The following is a 23,496-nucleotide window of genomic DNA, read 5'->3' as shown; positions in this document are numbered from 1 at the left end:
GCACGTCCTTGCACTGCCGGGATGACTGGAGCTTATTTCTTCAGGATTGCATCGGCCTTAGCGGCAGCATCTTTCAGGACGGCCTCCGGCTCGCCCTTGCCGAGATAGATGCTCTGCATGGCATTGGACGTGATATCCGCAATTTCTTCCCAACCCGGAATGACCGGTGCAAAACGTGCATCGGGGAGCAGTGCTGTGAAGGCCGCAAGATCGGCATTATTGACATAATAATCCATCTTCGCTTCTTCCTTGTTCACCGGAAGAAAACCTTCGCCCTGTGTAAACTTGGCACGCCAGTCTTTCTGGAACAGGAAGTCGAGCACCTTCCATGCTTCTTCCTTGTTTTTGGAATTCTGGAACATAATCACGGAATCGGTCACACCATATGTTCCGCGCGCACCAGTCGGGCCAGCAGGGATCGCCGCGACACCATATTTCAGGTCCGGTGCTTCTTCCTTGATTTGATTGGACAGGAACGGCGCAGTGATCATCATGCCGACTTTGCCCTGCTTGAAGAGGTTCTGAACATCTTCACGCGCATAAGACGTGACGCCGGGCTGTGTCTGTCCGTTATCGATCATGGATTTGTAAAGCTTGGCGGCGGCAAGTGCGCCCGGCGAACTCAGGCCAGATGTGCCGTCCTTATTGAGGATTTCAGCCCCTTGTGACCACATGGCATAGTAATAATAGACGTCGGTCTCGATTTCCTTGCCCTGAAGGCCAAAACCATAGTTCTCACCGCCAAGCGCCTTGATTTTCTCGGCAGCGGCTTGGACTTCATCCCAGTTTGCCGGAGGATTGGCAACGCCTGCTTTTTCAAGCAAGTCCTTGTTGTAATACATGGCGCGTGCCGATGCTGCGATCGGCAGGCCGTATGTCTTGCCTTCCAGAACCGAAGGCGAGAGGAATGTTTCGATGAAGCGATCTTTGAACGCATCATCCATATAACCATCAAGTGGCTCTGCAATGCCCTGTTGAACGAAATCGATCAACCAGCGTGTGCCAATAATGGACAAATCGGCATTGGTGCCCGCAGAAATATCGGTGGTGAGCTTTTGCAGCAAAACATCCCATGGCACCACTTCAAAATTGAGTGTGATGCCGGGGTTCTCGGCTTCAAAGGCCTTTTTGACTTCTTCGAAATATGGCCCGGTTTTGGAGCTGTATTCTGCGACCGTCATACGCACTTCGCCAGCCTGCGCAAACGCGCTCATTGCCAGAATGCTTAAACCAGCCAGAAAGCCGGACTTCCATTTTGCTATCATCATGTTTTCGTTCCCCTTTTGCGACTGCCCAAGGCAATTTTTGCTAAATTTTTGTTATTTTCTTACATTATCGGCAAATGAGCGGCTTTCAAGTAAAAAGTTTTGTTGCAAACTTACATTTTGAATTTTAGTCTTGTCCCAATCAAAGGCGCAAAAAGCGCTATATAAAAGGGGAATGAAGTGGAAAATTCAGGCGATTTTGCCGGAAAATCCGTTTTGATAACCGGTGCTGGCGGTGGTGTCGGTACAGCACTCGTGCAGTTATTTGCGGCGCGTGGTGCGCGCATTGTCGGCTGCGATTTGACGCTTGACGCAATGCAAGGCGACTTATTTTCTGCGCGCCATGCGTTTGATCTGGGTGCGCCTGAAACTTTGGAAACGGCTGCCCAACACATTATCGCGACAAGCGGTGCGCCCGACATTGTTATCAACAATGCAGGATGGACGCGCGCCGATACATTTGAAGCCCTCGACGAGGGGCGGATCTCCACGGAAATTGACGTCAATCTGACCAGTGTGGCAGTGTTTTCGACTGCGTTGGCGCGATCAATGGCCAAGCGCGGAAGCGGCAGCTTCGTCTTCATCTCATCGATCAATTCACTCATGCATTTTGGCAATCCGGCCTATGCCGCAGCCAAGGCGGGTATCAATGCTTTTGTGCGGGCGCTTGCGGTTGAATATGGTGCCTATGGCTTGCGCGCCAATACGGTTTGCCCCGGATCAATCCGCACGGCTGCATGGGATCATCGCATTGCAAAAGACCCGGCAGTTCTTGACAAATTGCGGCGGCTTTATCCTTTGGGGCGTATCGTCGACGTGGCCGAGGTGGCCGAGGCGGTGGCATTTTTAGCATCAAGTCGCGCCTCTGGGATAACCGGCACGGTATTGCCGGTCGATGCCGGGCTGATGGCCGGGTGCAGGCCTTTTATTGACGATATTTTAGGTGGGAGCTGAGTGATGAAAAACGTTTCCTTGCGCGGGGTTACGAAGACTTTTGGCCAGCTTGATGTGCTCCACCGCATTGATCTGGATATAGAGGACGGTGAATTTCTTGTTCTCGTCGGACCGTCAGGATGCGGAAAGTCCACACTTTTGCGAATGGTTGCGGGATTGGAGCCGATCACCGGGGGAGATCTTATCATTGGTGGTGAACGCGCCAATGATTATCCGCCGCAAAAGCGCAACATCGCAATGGTGTTTCAATCCTATGCGCTGTTTCCGCATATGACCGCGCGGGAGAATATTGGCTTTGGTCCGCGCATTCGTGGCGAGGATAGGGCGACAACGGCGGCCAAGGTCGATAAGGCCGCAGGCATACTCAATCTCCATTCCTATCTCGACCGCTATCCACGCCAGCTTTCCGGCGGCCAGCGCCAGCGCGTGGCCATGGGGCGCGCTATTGTGCGCGAGCCATCGGTATTTTTGTTCGATGAGCCATTATCCAATCTGGATGCGCAGTTGCGCGTGCAGATGCGCACAGAAATTAAAGCCTTGCATCAAAGGCTTAAATCAACAGTGATTTATGTAACCCATGACCAGATCGAAGCCATGACAATGGCCGACCGGATTGTCGTGATGAATCAGGGAAAGATTCAACAGATTGGTGCACCGCTCGACCTTTATGACCGACCCGCAAATAAGTTCGTTGCAGGTTTTATGGGGTCCCCATCCATGAGCTTTATTCCGGGTGCGTTAATCGAGGGTGAGAAATTCCGAACCACGGCGGGCGAAGAGATCAATGTCGCCGTTAAGTCTGTGTCGGGACGAAGTGCTGAATTGGGCGTGCGGCCGGAAAATTTTATTATTGCAAAAGAGGGTGAGGGGCTGACGCTCACCATTGAAGTGGTGGAACCAACCGGACCCGAAACTCACGTTTACGGGAAAATTGCCGGCGAAGCTGTGCGCGCTGTTTTTCGCGAGCGTATTCACCTTGCACCCGGAGAGCGAGTCCCTGTAACGGCAAGTCCGCAACATATTCATCTGTTTGATAAGGAAAGCGGCTTGCCGCTTTAAGCCAGTATGAGCAAGATCGCTGACATCCTCTCACAGCTTCACGCGGTGGCGCAGGATGGGTCAAAGTCTGAGCGGAGAATGGCAGCCCTGGTGCTTGCCGAGCCGGATTATATCTCCAAGGCTGCGATTTCCGAAATTGCCCAGCGCGCCGGCGTCAGCGAGCCAACGGTTACACGGTTTTGCAGAGCATTGGGTTGCGACGGGGTTCGCGATTTTAAATTTTTTCTCGCACAAGCATTGGCGATTGGCGGACAATATTTGTCGGCAGAAGCGCCTTCGCGGGATGTGCGTGAGGCGCGCATTGCGCTTGCAATTACAGATGGCGCAATTTCTGCCATTCAGCGCGCCAGTGACAATCTCGACATGTCGGTGATTATGAATATTGCCGGGCGGATTGCCGTTTCTGGTTCTGTTTTGTGTATCGGTTCAGGTGGAATTTCCTCAATGATGGCAACGGAAATGCAGAACCGGCTTTTTCGGCTTGGCATTCCGGTGGTGGCGCAGATTGATGGGCAGTTGCAACGCATGTATGCGGCAATTGCTGAATCCAAAACAATGGTGATTGCCTTTTCCGTTTCTGGCTATGCGCGTTCGGTGATTGAGGCGGCAGAGGTGGCAAAGCAATATGGTGCTGAAACTGTGGCAATCACGGCACCGGGTTCCGATCTTGCAGGAACCGTTAACACGGTTATTCCGTTCCTCGTGAATGAAGATGGTAATCTTTATAAGCCGACGTCTTCGCGCTTTGCTTTGTTGGCAATTGTGGACATGATTGCGACAGCCACTGCGGAGATGCGCGGTACTGAAGTGCTTGAACGTCTCAGACGCATCAAGCAGAGCCTGAATATGCTCAAAGTGGATGATCCGAGTTTACCACTGGGAGACTGACTGCCGGGAGACAGAATGAATGACAAGGCCTAAAACAATTGGTGAGATTGATACACCTGCCATCCTGATTGATGTAAATCGTGTGCAGGCAAATATAATCAAGGCACAGGCTCATGCCGATAAAATCGGGGTAAAGCTGCGCCCGCATATCAAAACGCATAAATTGCCTTTTTTCGCACGCCGCCAGATTGAGGCTGGTGCAGTGGGCGTTACCTGCCAGAAGCTCGGCGAAGCAGAAGTGATGGCTGATGCAGGCATTGTCGATATTTTTCTGCCCTATAATATTTTAGGCAAGGACAAGCTTGATCGGCTTTATGCCCTTCATCAGCGTATCACGATTTCCGTGACGGTTGATAATTTCACCAGCCTCGAAGGCTTGGCTGAACGTTTTACCAATGCAGGGCGTCCGCTAAAAGTCCTGATTGAATGCGATACAGGCATGGGGCGCTGTGGCGTGCAAACGGCTCAGGAGGCATTGAAACTGGCGCGACGGATCCATGAGAGCAAGGGGCTTAAGTTCGGCGGTCTCATGACCTATCCGGCAACAGGCAAAGCCGCTGAGGCTGAGCAGTGGCTTTTTGAAGCGCGCAATCTCCTGGCTGCAAATGGTCTTGAATGCGAGACGATTTCGAGCGGTGGCACGCCGGATATGTGGTATTCACCCAGAGAAAACGTGATCACCGAATATCGTCCGGGCACGTATATTTACTTTGACCGCTTTCAGGTCGCAAAAGGTGCTGCAACGCCGGATGATTGTGCATTGAGCGTACTTTCAACGATTGTCAGCCATCCAACGGCGGATCGTGCGATCATTGATGCAGGTTCTAAGGCGCTGTCCAGCGATACTTTGGGCCTTGCCGATTTTGGCGAACTGGCAGGGCGACCCGATGCGCGCGTGACGGGCCTGAGCGAAGAGCATGGAACGGTGAAGGGTGATATTGCCGGTTTGAAAGTTGGTGACAAGGTGCGCGTCATCCCTGATCATGTCTGTGTTGTTTCCAATCTCTTCGACGAAGTGCATCTGATTTCAGGTGATGATGTCATTGATATTCTGCCGGTGGCAGCACGCGGTAAGCTGAAATGACGAACAGGACCAATCCATTTACTGGTGACAATGACCGCGCGCAGATCTGGGAGATGCTGGTCGGTCGCGATATTGAGGCCTTTGTCTCCCAGAATTGGGAGCTGGTGGCCGATGATTTCGATGAAACGCGCTTTCTTGGTATTCACGCGCACGGTGAAGAAAATCCTGACAAATGGGATGCCGCTTTTCCGACACTCGCGGCCTATCGTGATGAATGGCTGCGTCAGGCGGCTCACAGTGCAGCGACCGAATATGCCGAATCTCTTGCGGAAGGTATATTTCGCGCAACGCGACTCAGCGTGATTGACATCACCGGCGATGTCGCAATTGCACGAAAAAAATTCGATGGAGCCATCGCAAAACAGGACGGAAGCCATGATGTGCTCGACTGGCAGACACTTTATTTCTGCCGGCGAGATAGAGGTCGATGGCGCATAACGGGCTTCGTTGGATATATGGTTAATCGATAAATTAACCTTCGCACAGCAAGGCAATTTTTGGGGCGCATATCGACTGATTTGCGCCCTTTTTTCTGCCAGATGATGTTGCGTAAGATAAAAGTATAATCATACAAATTTACTGTAATTTTGTGGAATTATAGTCTGCGAATACTAAATTACACGATGTCGCAGCCAATAGCATATTTGTCGCAGTTCGCTCCTGCGCAACCCTTTCACGGCATTACTATGATTGTCAGGCTGGCAGATTAACTCCGGTCACCGGATAGGTCTGCTAGCCCTCATATTTCGTAGCGTACCCCATCAAAAACGAACAAGGGGACGGGGTGCGCAAAGATGAATCCGTGACTGTGGGTGGACATGTCTGGAAATGACCTATATAAATAGAACACACCAAACGCTAATCATTCATTGTGGGCTGCTCACTGCCTGCAAGTTGCGCATGTCAAATTCGCGCATGAATGAGCAAATAATGATGTTAATAAGGAGATTAAACCCGCCAGCACAGCGGGGTTAAACATAATGCATGGTATTTTATACAAGGAAGATAGTATGAAGTCGCCTGCTAAGACAAAGATAAGCTTGAATGGCGTGTTTAAAGTCTTCGGCGACGATCCGAAGCGCGCAATGCAGGAATTGCGCGCAGGTAAATCAAAAGCCCAGATACACAGTGATCATGGTGCTACAATCGGCGTAGACAACGCGAGTTTCGATATTAAAGAAGGCGAAGTATTCGTCATCATGGGCCTTTCAGGTTCAGGTAAATCGACGCTGTTACGCCTGCTAAACCGGCTTATCGAGCCCACAGACGGTTCCATTGAAGTTGATGGCCGTGACATTGTCAAAATGTCGAAGCGCGAGCTGATTGATCTTCGTCGACGCGACATGAGCATGGTTTTTCAGTCTTTTGCCCTGCTTCCCAATCGAACCGTATTAAACAACGCTTCATTCGGACTTGAAGTTGCGGGAATGGGCGAGGCCGAACGGCATGAAAATGCATTGAAAGCGCTGGCAGCGGTCGGTCTTGAGCCTTATGCGCATTCGATGCCGGATCAGCTTTCAGGTGGCATGAAGCAGCGTGTTGGTTTGGCCCGTGCTTTGGCGAGTGAGCCGACAATTCTATTGATGGACGAAGCTTTCTCCGCGCTAGATCCGCTTATTCGTACGGAAATGCAGGATGAATTGAAGCGTCTTCAGGCTGAAAACAGCCGCACGATCATTTTCGTCAGCCATGATATTGATGAAGCCATGCGTATTGGCGACCGTATTTGCATCATGCAACATGGTAAGGTCGTCCAGGTCGGAACGCCAAACGAAATCGTTTCGGCGCCTGCCAATGATTATGTGCGTTCATTTTTCCGCAACGTTGATGTTTCGCGGGTGTTCAAAGCTGCCGATGTGGCGCGTGAAGACGAATTGATTATCTTCGATCCGGCACAATTGTCTTCGGCATTGGAAAAGCTGGATGCAAGCGGCAAGTCATATGGCGTGCTTCTTGATGCGGATCGCATTTATCGCGGTGTGGTCACACGCGATGCGCTTCTCAATGGCGGTGTCAAGGCTGATGGTGAACATCCGGACGCTGCTGTAGCGATACCAGCGGACGCGCCGCTTTCAGGGCTTTTGATGCGCGTGGCTGAAAGCTCGTGGCCGGTGCCTGTCACCGATCGGCACAATCGCTATCTCGGCGCTATCAGTAAATCGGCATTGCTTGAGACGCTGGGCCGCACGGGTTGAATTGCGCCCCACACGATCTCAGGTTTTCGGGCATTTGCCCGGCCATAGGTAACTCGATCTGAAATGGACGGTAAACCATGGATTTGAATTTCAGTATCGGCGGATGGGCGGATACAATCGTCAATTATATCCTCGATCATTTTACGCCTGCGCTCAATATGATCGCGGCCACCATCGGCTTTGTAACCGACGGTATTCAAAACGCACTTCTGGCAATTCCACCCTATGCCGGTATTGCTATTCTCGCTCTGCTCGCGTTGTGGCGCGTTGGCTGGAAATTTGCAGTTTTCACGGTGTTGGCACTTGCACTCATCATTCATATGGGGCTGTGGATTGGCACCATGGAAAGCCTGTCGCTCGTGCTGGCCTCAACGATTATCGCGGTGGTCATTGGTATTCCGCTTGGCATTGCCATGGCGCGCAACGACACGGTCGCATCCGTTATTCGTCCGGTACTTGATCTGATGCAGACCATGCCTGCATTTGTCTATCTTATTCCGGCCGCAATGTTTTTTGGCCTTGGCGCTGTTCCAGGTACAATTGCGACGGTCATCTTTGCAATGCCGCCGGTGGTGCGTTTGACCAATCTCGGTATCCGCCAGGTTGATGCCGAATTTGTCGAAGCGGGTCTCGCATTTGGTTGCACATCACGGCAGCTGCTCTTCAAGGTTCAACTCCCCAACGCCATGCCGTCCATCATGGCCGGTATGAACCAGACAATCATGTTGTCGCTTTCGATGGTGGTTATCGCATCGATGATCGGGGCTGGCGGTCTTGGTAATACGGTTCTGACGGGCATCCAGCGTCTTGATGTCGGCAAGGGCTTTGAAGGCGGCCTTGCAGTGGTCATTCTTGCCGTCATTCTTGACCGCATAACGCAAAGCTTTGGCAAAGGAAATTCCGGCGGCGTGCTGGGGTTCTTCAAAAAGCTGTCCTTTATGAAAAAGACCAGCGAAGAGCCATCCTCGTCATCGTTCCGCAAGCAGGAAGCATGAATAAAAATCGGGAACAGATTCAATTCAAAGGAGAAACTATGTTCGGTAAACTGACCAAAATTGGCCTCGCAGCCGTTGTTGCAGGCAGCATGACTGCCGGAGCAGCTTTCGCGCAGGATAGCAAAACCGTAAAAATTGGTTGGGCCCCATGGTCTGATGCAGAATTTGTAACGAAGCTTGCTGCAAAGATTATTCAGGACAATCTTGGCCAGAAGGTTGAACTGGTCCAGACCGATGTTGCACCGCTTTATCAGGGCGTAAGCCGCGGTGATATTGACGCCATGATGATGGCCTGGCTGCCGGAAACGCATGCCGATTATTACAAGCGTGTGGAAGACAAGGTTGAAAATCTCGGACCGCTTTACGAAGGTGCGAAGCTTGGCTGGATCGTTCCGGATTACATTCCTGAAAGCGAAATCAGCTCAATCGAAGACCTTAAAAAGCCAGAAGTTCGCGAGAAGCTGAAGGGCGAGATTCAAGGCATCGATCCGGGTGCTGGCCTTACCCGTCTGTCTGAAGAGGCAATCAAGAAATATGGCCTTGATTACAAGCTCAATATTTCCAGTGAAGCCGCGATGCTGACGACGGTTGATCGTGCGACACGTTCGGATGGCTGGTTTGTCGCCACGTCATGGAGCCCACATTGGATGTTCGGCAAATATAAGCTGCGTTATATTGCTGATCCTGAAGGTGCATTGGGTGGTGCGGAGCATGTCGATGCGATTGCCCGCAAAGGCTTCAAGGAAGATAACCCCAAGGCGGCCGCTTTCCTTACCAAGATGAGCATTCCGATCAGTGAGCTTGAAACGGCAATGTTTGAAGCGCAGGAAACATCTTATGAAAAGGCTGTCGACAAATATATTGCCGAGCATCCTGATCGGATCAAGGAATGGCTTGCTGAATAAGCAGCCCAGATAATCGATAAGCCCGGTTTATACCGGGCTTTTCTTTGTTTATGGCTTTGCAAAGGAACTTCAAATTAGACAAATTTATAACAAGAATGAGGTTGCATATCAGCGCAAACGTGCGTTAAAGTTGTCCAGTATTATATATATCTTCTTCTGGCTTTGAGAGGCTTTGCCTTGGAAGATATACTTTTTAGCATCGACCACCTTTGGCGGGGGGCGATGCATTCGGGAGCAGGTTCTTGGGGAGGAGCCTGCTCCTTTTCATTTGGAGCCGAGTTTATTCCAGCCCGCAGGCGCGCAAAAACAGCGTCGAGACTTCCTTTTCGATGCGATCGAGGTCCAGAGGCTCGTCTTTACTCAACGACATCATACTGCGGACCTGTGCTTCAAAATCTGCATAATGTTGGGTAACCGCCCAGATATGCATCTGAAACAATAGCGGATCCACCGGCTTGATGCGTCCATCATCAACCCACGACTGAATGAGCTTAACCGCATTGTGGGTTGCAGAGACGTGTTTTTTCCAATGACGGCTCAGGAACGGTGCGCCATTGGCGATTTCGGTCGTGAAGAGGCGGGAGGCCTTTGGATTTTTTTGGCTGTATTTAAGTTTTGCGCGAATATATTGCCGGATGACCTCTGCCGGATCTTCTTCACTGCTGACGCCTAAGAAAATATCCTCCCACTCATCAAGGATGAAGATAAGAATATCTTCGTAAAGCTCTTCCTTGCTTGAAATGTAATAATGAAGCTGCGGCTTGGTCAGGCCAGCACGCTGGGCGATGCCCTGCGTTGATGCGCCGACCAGCCCTTTTTCAGCAAATTCATCGATAGCGGCTGTGCGAATAGCACCCTGAATGCGACGCCTGCGGTCGAGAACCTTGTCTCGTCCGGTCAGTTCGTTCTCATCGTTCTGGTCATCTATTGTCATACGTGCCAGCCGCTATCTTAATTACAGGCACTTATTGGCCCAGTTGCTTCTTGATGTCGAGACCTGCACCTTTGTTAACAAAGGCATCGGTTGCAACCTTGGTCATATCCAGCTCATCGCCGCTGACGATGCCAGACTTGCGCGCCAGCTCGTAAAACGCCTTGACGCGGTTCATATCGATGGCGCCGATACCTTTTTCCAGCGTGTCACCGCTGTCGATAAGCTGCAATTCTTTAAGGCGTGCAAGCTCCGCATCCAGCGTTTCCCTGCTCATATCCGCGTTGTCTTTGAGGATCAGCTCATAGGCCTTGCTGTTGTCGCCATAGAGAAAGTTGTTCCAGCCTTCGATTGAGGCTGTCACAAAGCGCTGCACCAGTTCCGGGTTTTCTTCGATCAGCTGCTGACGCGTTTCAATGGTGTTTGCGTATGTGTTAAAGCCCTGATCAGCGAGCAGGAAGGTTGTGACTTTCGCGCCTTCTTTTTCGGCATAGATCGGTTCGGCTGTAGCATAGGCCTGCTGTACGGTTTTCTTGTCGCCAAGGAACTGCGCAAGGCTATAGCCATAAGGACGGAGTTGCTCGTCCTTGAAGCCGAATTCCTTGACCAGCCATGGCCAGAACGAGAACTGACCGTCTTTGGAGATCAGGATCGTTTCCGCATTGGCGAGGTCTTTAAAATCTTTGTATTCGCCTTCATGTGCCATCAGTGCCTGCGGGTCTTTCTGATAGAAAGCAGCCACAACAGTGGTAGGCACGCCATTGGCAACATTGTTGAACGACAAAAGCAGATTGCCCGTCAGCAGAAAGTCGAGACGCCCAGCGGCCAGCATTGGGCGATTGTTGACCTGTGGTCCGCCCATTTCGATCTGTACATCGAGGCCATATTTTTCATAGGTTCCATCGGCAACGGCCTGATAGAAGCCGCCATGACCGGCCTGTGCCAGCCAGTTGGTGCCGAGTGTCACCTTGTCGAGTGCATAGGCCATCTGTGCGGAAAGGCCCATGGTGAATGCAGCAAGTCCTGCAACGAGTGTCTTTTTCATTTTGGTTCCCCTTGATTAATTCTTCAATGCCATGTCGGCGGTCCAGCCACGGGTTTTGCCGGGATTAAGCAGTCCATAAGGATCCGCCTGTTTTTTGAATTCGATCTGCACGCTGTCGATTTCCTTCATGCCACCATCTTCGATGGTATAGGCGTGAGGATCGTAAATATCGCAGCCGTCAACCTGTTCGAGTTCATCGATCAGGCGGTACATTTCATCACGGCCTTCAAAGCGCACAAGCGGCAGGGCGAAAATCTGCACTTCGCCTTCCAGGCGCGCCATTTCGTGATGCATATATTGAGTGTCGCCGTAGCGTTCGATCTGGCGTGTCACCACATCGACGTCGAACGGCCGTGGATAGGCCACCTGCAAATAGGTCCAGCCCGGCTCAGCCTTCAGCGCCTGAAGAGTGGTGTGGTTCCAGCCGCATTCGTAAGCAGGCTGTAAACCCGCCTTGTGCAACTCATCCAGTGTCATCGAGAAGGAAACCTTACCGCCAAACTCTGTGGCCAGTCGTTCGAAACGCGCCACTTCTTCCGGCGCGATCATTGCAAAAACTGCATCCTTGTCGGACGGGAAAAGATCACCAAACTTGGTGTAGAAACGTGCAAATCGACGATCGACCGTTGTCAGCAGATAACAGTCGAGATCGTCTTCGAGCGCTTTAAGGCAGAAATTCAGCGTTGCCTCATAAGTATCGAATAATGCAGCAGTATGCACCCATTCTGTCGCTTTGGTGAGACCGATTTCAAGTTCAAGAATGATACCGTTGGTGCCATAGGCGTGCTGCACCTTATGGATATCGCGGCCTTTGAGTTCGATGATTTTTGGCTCTGGTTCAACGGTGAGAACCTTCACAGAAAATACGTTGCCGTCATCGCGCAACATGCCGTGACGCAAGGAGCCGATACCGCCCGATCCGCCTGAGAAAAAGCCGCCAATGGTGGCAATGCGCCGGGTCGAGGGATACATCAACAGTTCCTGTCCCGTTTCACGCACGGCATCATCGAGGCGTGAAATACGCGCGCCACCTTCAATGCGAACCTTGCCGGGTTCGATTGCGATGATGCGGTCGATCTTGGTCATATCGAGAATGACGCCGCCTTCAAGCGGAACGCACTGGCCGTAATTGCCGGTGCCGCCGCCGCGAACGGTGATTGGAATGCGAAGTTTGGCTGCTGCGGCCGCCACGCGGCGCACTTCATCCTGATCTTTCGGGATGACGACGAGGTCGCCCAAATAATGGCCGATATCTTCCGTCAGGATCGGGCTATACCAGAAATAATCGCGGGACCGCAGTTCGACCTGCTTGGGGTCGTCATAAATGCGGATGCCTTCGATTTCGGCGCGAAACGCGGCCCAGTCATAGATGCGCTGTGGTGCGGCAGAATTCATGGGGTTCTCCGATTAAATTTTTATACCATCGCGCCAGACGACGCGACGCGCCTGCGGACGGCTGATGAGATCATTAATGTCTGTGGCTTCATACCAGATGAAATTTGTGCGCCCACCCTCAAACAGCTCTTGAACGCGGTCGCTTCCGATGAAGCGGGCGGGCAGGGTGGTGATGCTGTCGAGCCATTCATCCGGCTCAAGGTGGCAGACCGGTGCTGCCAGACGCAGAACCGAAAGCGGATCGTAATCGCCATAGGGATAGAAAGCGTCACGCACATTGTCGGAGCCAAGCATGGCGTCTATGCCCGCGCGACGCGCTTCTTTCAGCGGTGCTACACCGCGAAGACGTGGCGACTTTCCGCCAAGCCTGTCTTGCAGATAGAGATTGGATGTCGGTAGCGACACGAGTGCAGTTCCCGCATCCGCGGCAGCATTAAGAATGCGGCTTAGTTCTTCCGGCGAACGCAGCGAAAGCGAACAGGCATGACCGCAAAGAACGCGGCCCGCCATCTTGTAACGCTTGGTTGCAGCAACAATCAGCGAGAAGCCATCCGCTTCCAATTCAAGCCCTTCATCGACGTGAAAGTCGAGCTTGAGATCATGCCGGATGGCCAAACGAAACATTTCTTCGATTTTGGCATCAAGATCAGCATTGCGATAGAAGAAAGCACCAAGCACGCCGCCATCATTTGCCACGCGCTCAGCAATTGCTGAACCTGCATCAAGCACAAGATCGCCATGGATAAGGGCTGCAAGCTCCAGATCGATGCGGTCTTTCCATTCCTCGCGCAGCTCGTTCAGCACTGGCCACGCGGTCGGCACATCTGGCGTTGTCCAGTCAACATGGGTTCGGATGGCGCCAACGCCTTGCGCATAGGCTGCCTCAAGACCGCGTGTGGCGCGTGCGCGAATGTCTTCGGCATTCCAGCTCTCGCGATCAATATTCATCAGATCAATGGCATCGAACAGACATTCGACTTTGGCGCGGCCACGCTCGGCAATACGGCCAATGGTGAATGTCTTGTCGAGATGCACATGCACATCAGCGAGAAGCGGTGTGACAAAGCCGCCGCCTGTTGTTTGCGCTGGCGTCAGCGATGCAATGCGCCCATCATCGATACTGATGTCGTAATGACCGCTGCGGCCAGCAATGGCGATGCCTTTCAACATATCAGCGCTCACGACGAATCTCGCTTTCATGCCAGCGTCCCAGCACAAGGCGCGACAGCCAGCTTGTGATGAGGAAAATCACAATGCCCAGCAGCGAAACGAGGAAAAGGGCCGCAAACATGCGCGGAATTTCATTGCGGAAGCTCGATTCCAGAATACGCGAGGCGAGGCCAGTGCTCTGGCCGGCGCTGCCTGCAACAAATTCAGCCACCACAGCACCGATCAGCGAGAGCCCACCAGCGATCTTGAGTGCTGCCATAAAATAAGGCAGGGCGCTTGGCGCAAGCAGATAGCGCAGTCGCTGCCATGGTGAGGCACGATAAAGCTTGAATAGATCACGCAGATTATGATCCGCGCTACGCAGGCCGATGACTGTGTTTGACAGGATCGGGAAGAAAGCCACAATCCACGCGCAGATCAGCAGGGCTGAAAACGTATCGCGGACATAGATCAGGATCAGCGGTGCAATGGCAATCACCGGCGTTACCTGAAGAATGACGGCAAACGGAAAGAAAGCCATTTCGATTGGTCGCGACAGTGCGAAGATCATGCCGAGCAGAACGCCGCCGACAATCGCGCAGAGCAGCGAAATCAGCGTGAGCTTAACTGTAAACCACATGGAGTTCATCAGCGATGGCCCGTCTTTGATCAGCGTCTCGCCGATGAGCGACGGAGCAGGGATCAGGTAATGCGGCACATTGTAATAGCGCACCAGACCTTCCCAGATGCCAAGTGCGATGATGATCGCAAGCGTTGGCATGATGATGCGCAGATTGCGTTCACGACGGGCGAGGCGGTGTTGTTCGGAATTCAGAACAGGCGTTTGGTTTTGCATTTCCCTGTCCTCAGTGGTCAATGTCTTGCGACGAAAGCGTTGCGGTGAGTGCATCGGAAACGCGGGCGCAATCTGTTGCGTAAGCTTCTGTGGTGCGGAAATTTTCAGCGCGAGGATAGCTGCCTTCAATCGCAATATCCGCAACCACGCGTCCGGGGCGTGCAGCCATGACGATGACGCGGTTTGAGAGATAGACAGACTCATAAACGCTGTGCGTGACAAAGATCACGGTCAGGCCGTGTTCTTGCCAGAGCCGCAACACATCATTGTTGAGCTTGAAGCGCGTCATTTCATCAAGTGCCGCAAAAGGCTCATCCATCAACAGAAGGCGCGGACGTGTGACCAGTGCACGGGCAATGGAAACGCGCATTTTCATGCCGCCCGAAAGCTCACGCGGATAGGCATCGGCAAAGCGCGACAGACCTACCTGTGTGAGCACTTCTTCGACGCGCGGCGTGGCATCTTTGCGCGACATGCCGGAAAGACGCAGCGGCAAATAAACATTGTCGAAAACGCTGGCCCACGGCATGAGCGTCGGTTCCTGAAACACAAAGCCGATGTCCTGCGCACCAATGGGGCCTTTGCCCGGTGCATGGCCATTGACACGAATGTCGCCTGCCGAAATGGATTCAAGGCCCGCGATCATGCGCAGCGCTGTGCTCTTGCCGCAGCCCGATGGGCCGAGGAAGCTTACGAATTGACCTTGTTCAATCTTGAGCGACATATCGCTGACCGCAATGACGCCCGTGCCATATTGCTTATAAACGCTGTTTATATCAATCAGGGAAGATGGAGTTTGCGAGTTGGGGGCCACGCTCATCGTCCTTACCAGGCAGGTTGGTTATCAAGCCACGAGAGCGGCGCTCGTTCAATCTCGGCCAGAACTTCGACCAGCCGCTCGGCAGCAAAGTCGATGGTCTTACGACCTTTTTCGGCAGATGCGAGCGTAGCATCGCCAGCGGCGCCGTAAGGATTGATGTCCTGTATCTGCCAAGCGGGCTTCGCTCCACCGCCGAGTGACAGATGCTTGTAATCAGAAGCGAGTGTTTCGGTCAGTGTGCGGAAATTCTGTGCCTTCGACATGTCCACCAGATCGGGGTGGAATTCGAGCATGACCGAGGTTTCCATGTCACCGGCATGAATGCCGTGCTTGAGATCGTGCTCGCTGTAAACGCCTTCCGGCATTCCGAGGCCAAACCAGTTGACGCTGAACACCATCATCTTGTGTTTGATACGCAATTCGCGCGCCACAATGTCCATGACGGTGATTTGGCCGCCGTGGCTGTTGAGCAGTGCCATTTTGCGAACGCCGCTTGCGGCAACGCAGGCGCCAATTTCACACCACATGCGAATGAGAGTCTCTGCCGAGAATGTCAGCGTGCCGGGGTAAAGGCTGTGCTCATTGCTTTTGCCGATGGCCTGCGTTGGCAGAAAAAGCGCGTGGCTCTCATTGGGCAGGCGGGCAATGGTTTCTCTGACCATGCCATCCACAATCGCCGCATCCACCGCCAGTGGCAGATGAGGCCCGTGCTGTTCAATTGCGCCGACGGGCAGAACCGCCACGACCTTCTCACGCTCGAGGCGGGAAAACGCTTCGCTCGTGTACTCAGACCAATATCTTTTCAAGGTGGTGGCTCCTGCATTCTTGGGAGGCGGTAAAGCTTTTTACTAAACAATCTGACCGATCGGTCAAACTAAATGTTTAAAAAAATAGCGATGCATGCAATTAAGGTGTGAATCCGTGACGATTTCGCCACGCGACAGCCCGCCACATGATTATGATACGCGGAAAATCCCCGGAGGTCCGATGGACAACAGATGCATTATTATTGGTGCGGGCCATGCAGGTTCGCAGGCTGCAATCAGTCTGAGACAGGAAGGCTATGCGGGCGAAATTGTCCTGATCAATGATGAGCAGGATATCCCCTATCACAAGCCGCCGCTTTCCAAGTCTTATCTGAAAGCACCTGAAAGCGGGATTTTGGTGCTGCGCCCGGAGAGCGCTTATCGCGATAATAATATTGAAATGCTTTTTGGGCGCAGCGTTGAGCATGTGTCTTTGACGGATAAGACTGTCACGCTTGATGACGGCGAGGTGCTCAATTGGTCGGAGCTGGTTTTTGCGACCGGTGCGCGCGCCCGCATTCCTGATATGCCGGGCGTTGATCTGAGTGGTGTTGTCACGCTACGCCGTTTGGAGGATGCGCGCCGCATTGCCCAGATGATGCCACGTGTTGAAAATGTGGTGATTATCGGTGGTGGCTTTATCGGCCTTGAAATGGCGCATAGCGCAGTCGGTCTTGGCAAGAAGACGGTCTTGATTGAAGCCGCTCCTCGCGTACTGGGGCGTTCGGTTGCCACACATATTTCATCGCATGTTGAAACACGCAGCCGTGCTGCGGATATTACGCTTCTGACAGGTGTGGGTGTTGAGGCCATTGAAGGCAAAGACGGCCGCGTGACAGATGTAAAAGCAGCCAATGGCACGCTTTTCCCAGCTGATATGGTGGTGCTGGGTACGGGTGCTGTTCCAAATGTCGAGCTTGCACGCGACACCGGACTTGTTGTCGATAATGGTATCGTGGTGGATGAGCATATGCGTGCGTCGAGTGAGCATGTTTATGCGATTGGCGATTGCGTGAGCTATGTGCATTTCCATGCAGGTCGTCGCGTTCGACTGGAATCAGTGCAGAATGCGACCGATCAAGCCAAGCATGTTGCACGCTCGATTGTTGGTCGCGGCACCCCTTTTCGTGATGTGGCATGGTTCTGGTCGGATCAGGGTGACATGAAGTTACAGACCGCTGGCCTGTCATTCGATGCCGACCGTCATATTGTGTTGGGCAACCTCGAAGATAATGCGTTCTCGGTATTTCATTTCGCGGGCGACAAGCTGATTGCGGTCGATTCCATCAACCGTCCGGCGGATCACATGATCGCCCGGCGGCTTCTTGCAGCGGGTATCAACCCCACTGAAGACGATATTGCAGCGGGCGCTGCACGGCTCAAAGAATTGCTCGCAGCAGCGCCAAAGACTTAAGGATATAGAATGACTGTTTTGAAACATCTGCTGCCAGCCGATATGGCCGCACCTTTTGCTGCTTATAGCCATGGTGTGAAAGTAAATGCAGGGGCAGAGCTGGTATTCTGCTCTGGCCAGCTTGGCATTGCGCCGGATGGTTCCGTGCCGGAAGATGCAGGTGCGCAGGCAGAACTTTGCTTTGAAAATATCCGCCGTATCCTGCGCGATGGCGGTATGGAATTTTCCAATGTCGTGCGCATCAATGCTTATGTGACGGATCGCGCTTATATGCGTGCCTATATGGATGTGCGGGACCGTCTGTTTCCGCAACCTGCACCAGCCTCGACACTGATGATTGTTTCCGGCTTTACGCGCGAAGAATTCAAGGTTGAAATCGAGGTCGTGGCTGCCAAATAATCTGCTTGTTTGCGGCTCATTTGAACAAAAAATAACACCCGCCGCGGGAGGAGCGGCAGGTGTCATTTAGGGTAAGACCGGAATGGGAGGAGGAGGTCCGGTCTTGAGATCACCGAGGAAAATGGGAGGAGGGAACACCCCGGTGAAAACTCTGAAAACTTTAGAACCGCGTGGTTTTAAGTGTCGCGGTTCTTATTAGGCTTAAGCCTTTTGATGGCGCGCTCTTAGCGAGCAGCAGCCTTACGTGCAACGAATGGAATTTCCGAAGGCATAATGCCGAGGTCGTTCAGTTCGCGTGGGCTCAGGCGGCTCAGTTCGTTTACAGTGTTACGGTAACGGCGCCAGTTGTTGTACGAGCGGATCAGGTTCATTTCTCTCACCTAGTCAAAAATCAAATCTCTTTGTTGCCCACAGCATATAGGCTGCTCGCTTCGAAAGTTGCAGAGCCAGATTTGCATAGCTGCTGTGCAATTTAGCCTGTCGATTGCATGGATTTTGCGCGACTTGGTCATTTTATAATCACAATCATCTCACCACATGACCAAATCACTGATTTTAAGGCGCTCCACCGACATAATCCTTTCTAAGGTGTTAATGGATAGGTCGGCCCATGCTCGTCTCGCTCCTACTTAGAGAGTTCTTTTGCATAACGGGCGCGCGCAGATTCTTGTCGCAAAAATCCGGGAATTTGTCGGTTGAAGGCAACAATTCTGCATGACTCCCAAAGCGGATTGAGATAAGTCAATCATGTCGTGTGATGGAGCGTTGTGTTTTACGAGATCGTTCTGTCACTGTTTGTCTGCGGGAGAGAGCTGATGCAAGTTGGCCACCGAAGGGGAAATCGCCCGAAATCTCTCAGGTACAAGGAACCGCAGGCGGGTAAGGCAACTCTGGAAAGTCGGGGGAAACCCTGCGCCGAAGGTGTAAGTGTAGCTTTATAGCTATGCGAGTCTCTCAGGCTTGAGACAGAGGGGCACGAAGCAACCGCATTTCGCGGAGGCATACGTGCGACTCTGGAGTTGTTATGGGCGATACCGCACACTTGAATACCCTGCCTTTGCAGGATCTGCATGAGGAAGCTGGCGCACGCTTTGGCGGTTTTGCTGGCTGGAATATGCCGATCACTTATCCGCTTGGCGTTATGAAGGAACATCTTCACACGCGTGAGCATGTCGGCCTTTTCGATATTTCTCATATGAAGCTGATTGAGGTTTCGGGCGCAGACGCAATTGCGCTTATTGCGCAAACCTGTCCGCTTGATCCGTCGGTTCTGAAAACCGGCCAATCGAAATATACGCTCTTCCTCAATGAAAAGGGCGGCGTTCTTGACGATCTTATTGTCACGCGTCTGGGTGAGGACCGGTTCATGGTTGTTGCCAATGCCGGCAATGCGAGCGCTGATATTGAACACCTCAATGAAGCGGCATCTGGCAAGGATGTAACGGTCAATCCGCTGGATCGCGTTTTTCTGGCCATTCAGGGGCCGGAAGCCGAAAGCGTGATTAATGATGCCGGTCTTAAAGGCGCAGAACTCGGTTTTATGAGCGGCTTTGAACCCAATCCTAACTGGTTCATGACCCGTTCGGGCTATACCGGCGAAGACGGTTTTGAAATTGGCTTGCCTGCCGATGAGGCGCGTGCGCTTGCAACCAAGCTTCTGGCTGACGAACGCGTCGAATGGATTGGCCTTGCCGCTCGCGACAGCCTGCGCCTTGAAGCGGGTCTTTGCCTGCACGGTCAGGACATCACGCCGGAAACCGATCCGGTCTCTGCCGGTCTCACATGGGCAATCACCAAGCCTGTGCGTGAAAAGGCTGCCTTTAATGGCGCCAAAGCCGTGCTTGACGCGATTGCTAAGGGTGCAACCGCCAAGCGCGTTGGCCTTAAGCCGGAAGGCCGTCAGCCTGTTCGTGCTGGTGCAGAACTTTTTGACGAATCCGGTTTTCAGATTGGCACTGTTACATCGGGTGGCTTCGGCCCATCCGTAGGTTTTCCGGTTGCCATGGGTTATGTCGAGGCAAGCCTCGCAGTGCCTGGTACCCGCATTTTTGCTGATGTCCGCGGTAACAAGGTTCCCGTTGATGTTCATGCACTTCCCTTCACACCGCATCGCTATCGCAAAGGATGATTTCCATGGCCAATATCCTGTTCACCGAAGATCATGAGTGGATCAGCGTCGAGGGTGGCGTTGCCACTGTCGGCATCACGATCCACGCACAGGAGCAGCTGGGCGACCTCGTATTCGTCGATCTGCCGGAAATCGGTCGCACTGTTTCCAAGGGCGAGAGCATCGTCGTTGTTGAATCGGTCAAGGCCGCTTCCGACGTCTATGCGCCGGTCGATGGTGAAGTCGTTGAAGTGAACGAAGCCGTTTCAAGTGACCCGGCTCTCGTTAATCAAGCTGCAGAAGGCGATGGCTGGCTGTTCAAGCTCAAGCTTTCCGATGAAGGCCAGCTTTCGGGGCTTCTCGACAAGGCCGGTTATGACAAACTCGTAGGATAAAAAAATGACGGTAACTGTTCTACCCTTTGTTGCCCGTCATATCGGGCCACGTGTGGAAGACGAGCGTGCAATGCTTGCAGCGCTCGGCCTTCCTTCCATGGAAACACTGATTACGCAGGCTGTTCCGGCATCCATCCGCTTGAACCGTGCGCTTGATCTGCCGGCAGCTTTGAGCGAACACGCAGCCCTTGCGGAGCTTAATGAAATCATGGGCCGCAATGTGGTGAAGAAGAGCTTCATCGGTGCGGGCTATCATGGTGTGCAGACACCACCTGTCATTCAGCGCAACCTGTTTGAAAATCCAGCCTGGTACACGGCTTACACGCCTTATCAGTCGGAAATCAGCCAGGGCCGTCTGGAGCTTCTGTTTCACTTTCAGACGCTTGTTGCCGAGTTAACCGGTCTTCCGGTTGCCTGCGCTTCGCTCTTGGATGAAGCGACAGCCATTGCTGAAGCTGTGGGCGTTGCCATTCGTCATCATCGCGACAAGCGTGAGCGGGTTCTGCTTGCAGGCGATCTGCATCCGCAGAGCGTTGATGTGATCAACACCCGCGCGGAGCCACTTGGCTGGCAGGTTGAAGCCGGAAGTGTTGTCGACGATAACACCGCTGCGGTCGTCATCCCATGGCCGGATACGCGCGGTGTTTATGGCGACTTCACTGCTGTCATTGCCGATGCCAAGGCCAAGGGCGCTCTTGTCATCGCTGTTGCTGATCCGCTGGCGCTGACTATTCTGGAAGCCCCTGCCAAGTGGGGCGCTGACATGGCTGTCGGCTCCATGCAGCGCTTTGGCGTTCCAATGGGCTTTGGTGGTCCACATGCTGCATATCTCGCAGTATCCGAGCCGCTGACGCGTATCATTCCGGGCCGTATTGTCGGCCAGTCGGTCGATGCGCATGGCCGTGCCGCTTATCGTCTGGCACTCCAGACCCGCGAGCAGCATATCCGCCGCGACAAGGCGACTTCGAACATCTGCACCGCGCAGGCGCTGCTCGCCAATATGGCAGCAGCCTTTGCTATCTGGCACGGCCCGACAGGTCTTCAAGCCATTGCAACGCGCGTTGCTACTCTTGCATCGCGTTTTGCAACTGGCCTCAAGGCTGCGGGTGTCGAAATTGCAGGCGACAGCCTGTTCGACACGGTTACGATCAAAGTTCCGGGCAAAGCCGCAAACATTTCCGCAGAAGCCGATAAAGGTGGTCGTCTGATCCGCATCATCGATGCGGATACGGTTGGTGTGACCTTTGATGAAACCTCGACCGAAGACGATCTTGCAGCACTCGCCATTTTGTTTGGTGCAAAGCCAGTTGGCAACGACGATCTGCTGGTTCCGGGTAAAGGACGCGGTGACGGCTTCCTGACACAGGACGTGTTCCATTCGCACCGCTCCGAAACCGAGATGATGCGCTTCCTGCGTCGTCTGGCCGATAAGGATCTGGCGCTTGATCGTGCGATGATCCCGCTTGGCTCCTGCACGATGAAGCTCAATGCGGCAGCAGAAATGATGCCGGTGAGCTGGAACACGGTTGCCAATCTGCATCCGTTCGCACCTGCCGCGCAGACGACCGGCTATGCCAAGATGACCTCGGATGTCGAAGCATGGCTTTGCGAAGTCACCGGCTTTGCAGGCGTATCGCTACAACCAAATGCTGGCAGTCAGGGCGAATATGCGGGTCTTCTCGCAATCCGCCACTATCACCAGGCACGCGGCGAAGGTCATCGCAACATTTGCCTGATCCCATCTTCTGCGCATGGCACCAATCCTGCCAGCGCATCGATGGCTGGCATGAGCGTTGTGGTCGTCAATTGCCGTCCGGATGGCGATATCGACATTGATGATCTGAAAGCCAAGGCTGAGAAGCATCGCGATAATCTCGCGGCCTTCATGATCACCTATCCGTCGACCTATGGCGTGTTCGAAGAAGGTATCAAGGCTTTCTGCGAGATTGTCCATGACAATGGCGGTCAGGTCTATTTCGACGGTGCAAACCTCAATGCACTCGTTGGCCTTGCGCGTCCTTGCGACATTGGCGCAGACGTCTGCCACATGAACCTGCACAAGACCTTCTGCATTCCACATGGCGGCGGCGGTCCGGGTGTCGGTCCCATTGGCGTGGCCAAGCATCTGGTGCCTTATCTGCCAGGGCATGTTGATCTGGGTTCCAAGCACGCTGTTTCCGCAGCACCGTTTGGCAGTGCATCCATTCTGGTCATTACGTGGATGTATATCCGCATGATGGGCGGTAACGGTCTCAAGAAGGCAACCGAGGCTGCAATCCTCAACGCCAACTACATCGCGCATCGCCTGAAGGACGCTTATCCGATCCTTTATACTGGCGCGCATGATCGTGTGGCGCATGAGTGCATCGTGGATACGCGCGTGCTCAAAGACAGCGCAGGCGTCACCGTGGAAGATGTTGCCAAGCGCCTCATCGACTATGGTTTCCACGCACCGACCATGTCATGGCCGGTTGCCGGAACGCTGATGATTGAACCGACCGAGTCTGAGCCAAAGTCGGAAATCGACCGTCTTTGCGATGCGATGATTGCCATTGCAGGTGAGGCGAAAAAGGTTGCCGATGGTGTCTGGCCGAAGGATGATAATCCACTAGCCAACGCACCGCACACGGCAGGCGATACACTGGCGTCCGATTGGACACATCCCTACACGCGTGAGGAAGCCGTGTTCCCGGCAAGTGCGCTGGGTGGCGACTTTGACACGACAGCAAAATATTGGCCGCCGGTCAGTCGCGTTGACAATGTGGGGGGTGACAGAAATCTTATCTGTTCTTGCCCACCCGTTGCGTCTTACGGCTAGTAACACTTTGTTAAGC

At 53.2% G+C, this 23,496-nt stretch carries 22 protein-coding genes and 1 riboswitch; of the genes, 13 read left to right on the top strand and 9 right to left on the bottom strand.

Features of this window, described 5'->3' with window-relative positions; all coding sequences use genetic code 11:
* Window positions 1-32: 32 nt before the first annotated feature.
* Entirely contained in the window at window positions 33-1,268 is a 1,236-nt protein-coding gene (locus OPR82_RS08820) for an ABC transporter substrate-binding protein (RefSeq protein ID WP_265984366.1), read from the bottom strand.
* A gap of 177 nt (window positions 1,269-1,445) precedes the next feature.
* Here OPR82_RS08820 and OPR82_RS08815 point away from each other — a divergent pair, with 177 nt between their 5' ends.
* From OPR82_RS08815 to OPR82_RS08780, 8 genes are all read left to right on the top strand, one after another.
* Window positions 1,446-2,219 carry an SDR family NAD(P)-dependent oxidoreductase gene (locus OPR82_RS08815; protein ID WP_265984365.1) on the top strand — a complete coding sequence of 258 codons (774 nt, stop codon included), beginning with the start codon at window positions 1,446-1,448 and terminating at the stop codon, window positions 2,217-2,219.
* Between the two features lie 3 nt (window positions 2,220-2,222).
* A complete protein-coding gene (locus OPR82_RS08810; protein ID WP_265984364.1) occupies window positions 2,223-3,278 on the top strand; it encodes an ABC transporter ATP-binding protein in 1,056 nt (351 codons plus the stop codon).
* 6 nt (window positions 3,279-3,284) lie between these two features.
* Window positions 3,285-4,166, top strand: coding sequence for a MurR/RpiR family transcriptional regulator (locus OPR82_RS08805; protein ID WP_265984363.1), 882 nt, complete (start codon window positions 3,285-3,287; stop codon window positions 4,164-4,166).
* 19 nt (window positions 4,167-4,185) lie between these two features.
* Window positions 4,186-5,250, top strand: a complete 1,065-nt coding sequence (locus OPR82_RS08800; RefSeq protein ID WP_265984362.1) for a D-TA family PLP-dependent enzyme — start codon at window positions 4,186-4,188, stop codon at window positions 5,248-5,250.
* Complete coding sequence (locus OPR82_RS08795; RefSeq protein ID WP_265984361.1) at window positions 5,247-5,720, top strand: hypothetical protein; 474 nt, start codon at window positions 5,247-5,249, stop codon at window positions 5,718-5,720. The genes OPR82_RS08800 and OPR82_RS08795 overlap by 4 nt, the downstream gene beginning before the upstream one ends.
* A 540-nt stretch (window positions 5,721-6,260) precedes the next feature.
* Window positions 6,261-7,445 carry a glycine betaine/L-proline ABC transporter ATP-binding protein ProV gene (gene proV / locus OPR82_RS08790; RefSeq protein WP_265984359.1) on the top strand — a complete coding sequence of 395 codons (1,185 nt, stop codon included), beginning with the start codon at window positions 6,261-6,263 and terminating at the stop codon, window positions 7,443-7,445.
* 77 nt (window positions 7,446-7,522) lie between these two features.
* Complete coding sequence (locus tag OPR82_RS08785; protein ID WP_265984358.1) at window positions 7,523-8,440, top strand: ABC transporter permease; 918 nt, start codon at window positions 7,523-7,525, stop codon at window positions 8,438-8,440.
* Window positions 8,441-8,478: 38 nt separating this feature from the next.
* The gene (locus OPR82_RS08780) at window positions 8,479-9,345 is read left to right on the top strand and encodes a glycine betaine ABC transporter substrate-binding protein (protein WP_265984356.1); all 867 of its coding nucleotides are present in this window, start codon (window positions 8,479-8,481) and stop codon (window positions 9,343-9,345) included.
* Between the two features lie 280 nt (window positions 9,346-9,625).
* Here OPR82_RS08780 and OPR82_RS08775 read toward each other — a convergent pair whose 3' ends face one another.
* The 7 genes from OPR82_RS08775 to OPR82_RS08745 are packed head-to-tail and all read right to left on the bottom strand — an operon-like array spanning window position 9,626 to window position 16,347.
* The gene (locus tag OPR82_RS08775; protein ID WP_265984355.1) at window positions 9,626-10,279 is read right to left on the bottom strand and encodes a TetR family transcriptional regulator C-terminal domain-containing protein; all 654 of its coding nucleotides are present in this window, start codon (window positions 10,277-10,279) and stop codon (window positions 9,626-9,628) included.
* A 31-nt stretch (window positions 10,280-10,310) separates the two neighbouring features.
* Complete coding sequence (locus tag OPR82_RS08770) at window positions 10,311-11,321, bottom strand: ABC transporter substrate-binding protein (protein WP_265984353.1); 1,011 nt, start codon at window positions 11,319-11,321, stop codon at window positions 10,311-10,313.
* A gap of 15 nt (window positions 11,322-11,336) precedes the next feature.
* Window positions 11,337-12,716 (bottom strand): FAD-binding oxidoreductase, encoded by a 1,380-nt coding sequence (locus OPR82_RS08765; RefSeq protein ID WP_265984350.1) that lies wholly within the window; start codon window positions 12,714-12,716, stop codon window positions 11,337-11,339.
* 12 nt (window positions 12,717-12,728) lie between these two features.
* Window positions 12,729-13,916: an amidohydrolase family protein gene (locus OPR82_RS08760; protein WP_265984348.1), complete on the bottom strand. Its 1,188-nt coding sequence runs from the start codon at window positions 13,914-13,916 to the stop codon at window positions 12,729-12,731.
* A complete protein-coding gene (locus OPR82_RS08755) occupies window positions 13,888-14,721 on the bottom strand; it encodes an ABC transporter permease (protein ID WP_265984346.1) in 834 nt (277 codons plus the stop codon). Before OPR82_RS08755 ends, OPR82_RS08760 begins: the two co-directional genes overlap by 29 nt.
* Window positions 14,722-14,731: 10 nt before the next feature.
* Window positions 14,732-15,541 (bottom strand): ABC transporter ATP-binding protein, encoded by an 810-nt coding sequence (locus OPR82_RS08750; protein WP_265984344.1) that lies wholly within the window; start codon window positions 15,539-15,541, stop codon window positions 14,732-14,734.
* A gap of 5 nt (window positions 15,542-15,546) precedes the next feature.
* Entirely contained in the window at window positions 15,547-16,347 is an 801-nt protein-coding gene (locus tag OPR82_RS08745) for a creatininase family protein (protein ID WP_265984343.1), read from the bottom strand.
* A gap of 181 nt (window positions 16,348-16,528) precedes the next feature.
* Between OPR82_RS08745 and OPR82_RS08740 the strand changes: the two genes are divergently transcribed.
* The gene (locus OPR82_RS08740; RefSeq protein ID WP_265984342.1) at window positions 16,529-17,761 is read left to right on the top strand and encodes an NAD(P)/FAD-dependent oxidoreductase; all 1,233 of its coding nucleotides are present in this window, start codon (window positions 16,529-16,531) and stop codon (window positions 17,759-17,761) included.
* Window positions 17,762-17,770: 9 nt separating this feature from the next.
* Window positions 17,771-18,160, top strand: a complete 390-nt coding sequence (locus OPR82_RS08735) for a RidA family protein (protein WP_265984340.1) — start codon at window positions 17,771-17,773, stop codon at window positions 18,158-18,160.
* Between the two features lie 224 nt (window positions 18,161-18,384).
* Here the strand turns inward: OPR82_RS08735 and OPR82_RS08730 are convergent, their stop codons facing one another.
* Window positions 18,385-18,531, bottom strand: coding sequence for a DUF1127 domain-containing protein (locus OPR82_RS08730; RefSeq protein WP_084486680.1), 147 nt, complete (start codon window positions 18,529-18,531; stop codon window positions 18,385-18,387).
* A gap of 421 nt (window positions 18,532-18,952) precedes the next feature.
* Window positions 18,953-19,042, top strand: a riboswitch (glycine riboswitch).
* A 142-nt stretch (window positions 19,043-19,184) separates the two neighbouring features.
* Here OPR82_RS08730 and gcvT point away from each other — a divergent pair.
* From gcvT to gcvP, 3 genes are read left to right on the top strand one after another with little or no spacing between them, the layout of a single operon-like run.
* Window positions 19,185-20,288 carry a glycine cleavage system aminomethyltransferase GcvT gene (gene gcvT, locus OPR82_RS08725; RefSeq protein WP_265984336.1) on the top strand — a complete coding sequence of 368 codons (1,104 nt, stop codon included), beginning with the start codon at window positions 19,185-19,187 and terminating at the stop codon, window positions 20,286-20,288.
* A 5-nt stretch (window positions 20,289-20,293) separates the two neighbouring features.
* Window positions 20,294-20,662 (top strand): glycine cleavage system protein GcvH, encoded by a 369-nt coding sequence (gene gcvH, locus OPR82_RS08720; RefSeq protein WP_265984333.1) that lies wholly within the window; start codon window positions 20,294-20,296, stop codon window positions 20,660-20,662.
* Window positions 20,663-20,666: 4 nt separating this feature from the next.
* Window positions 20,667-23,480, top strand: a complete 2,814-nt coding sequence (gene gcvP / locus OPR82_RS08715; RefSeq protein ID WP_265984331.1) for an aminomethyl-transferring glycine dehydrogenase — start codon at window positions 20,667-20,669, stop codon at window positions 23,478-23,480.
* Window positions 23,481-23,496 lie beyond the last annotated feature (16 nt).

Source organism: Ochrobactrum chromiisoli (assembly GCF_026241335.1).
Taxonomy (GTDB): domain Bacteria; phylum Pseudomonadota; class Alphaproteobacteria; order Rhizobiales; family Rhizobiaceae; genus Brucella; species Brucella chromiisoli.
The sequence above is the reverse complement of the archived record's forward strand: the minus strand, read 5'-3'. Positions and strand labels throughout refer to the sequence as shown.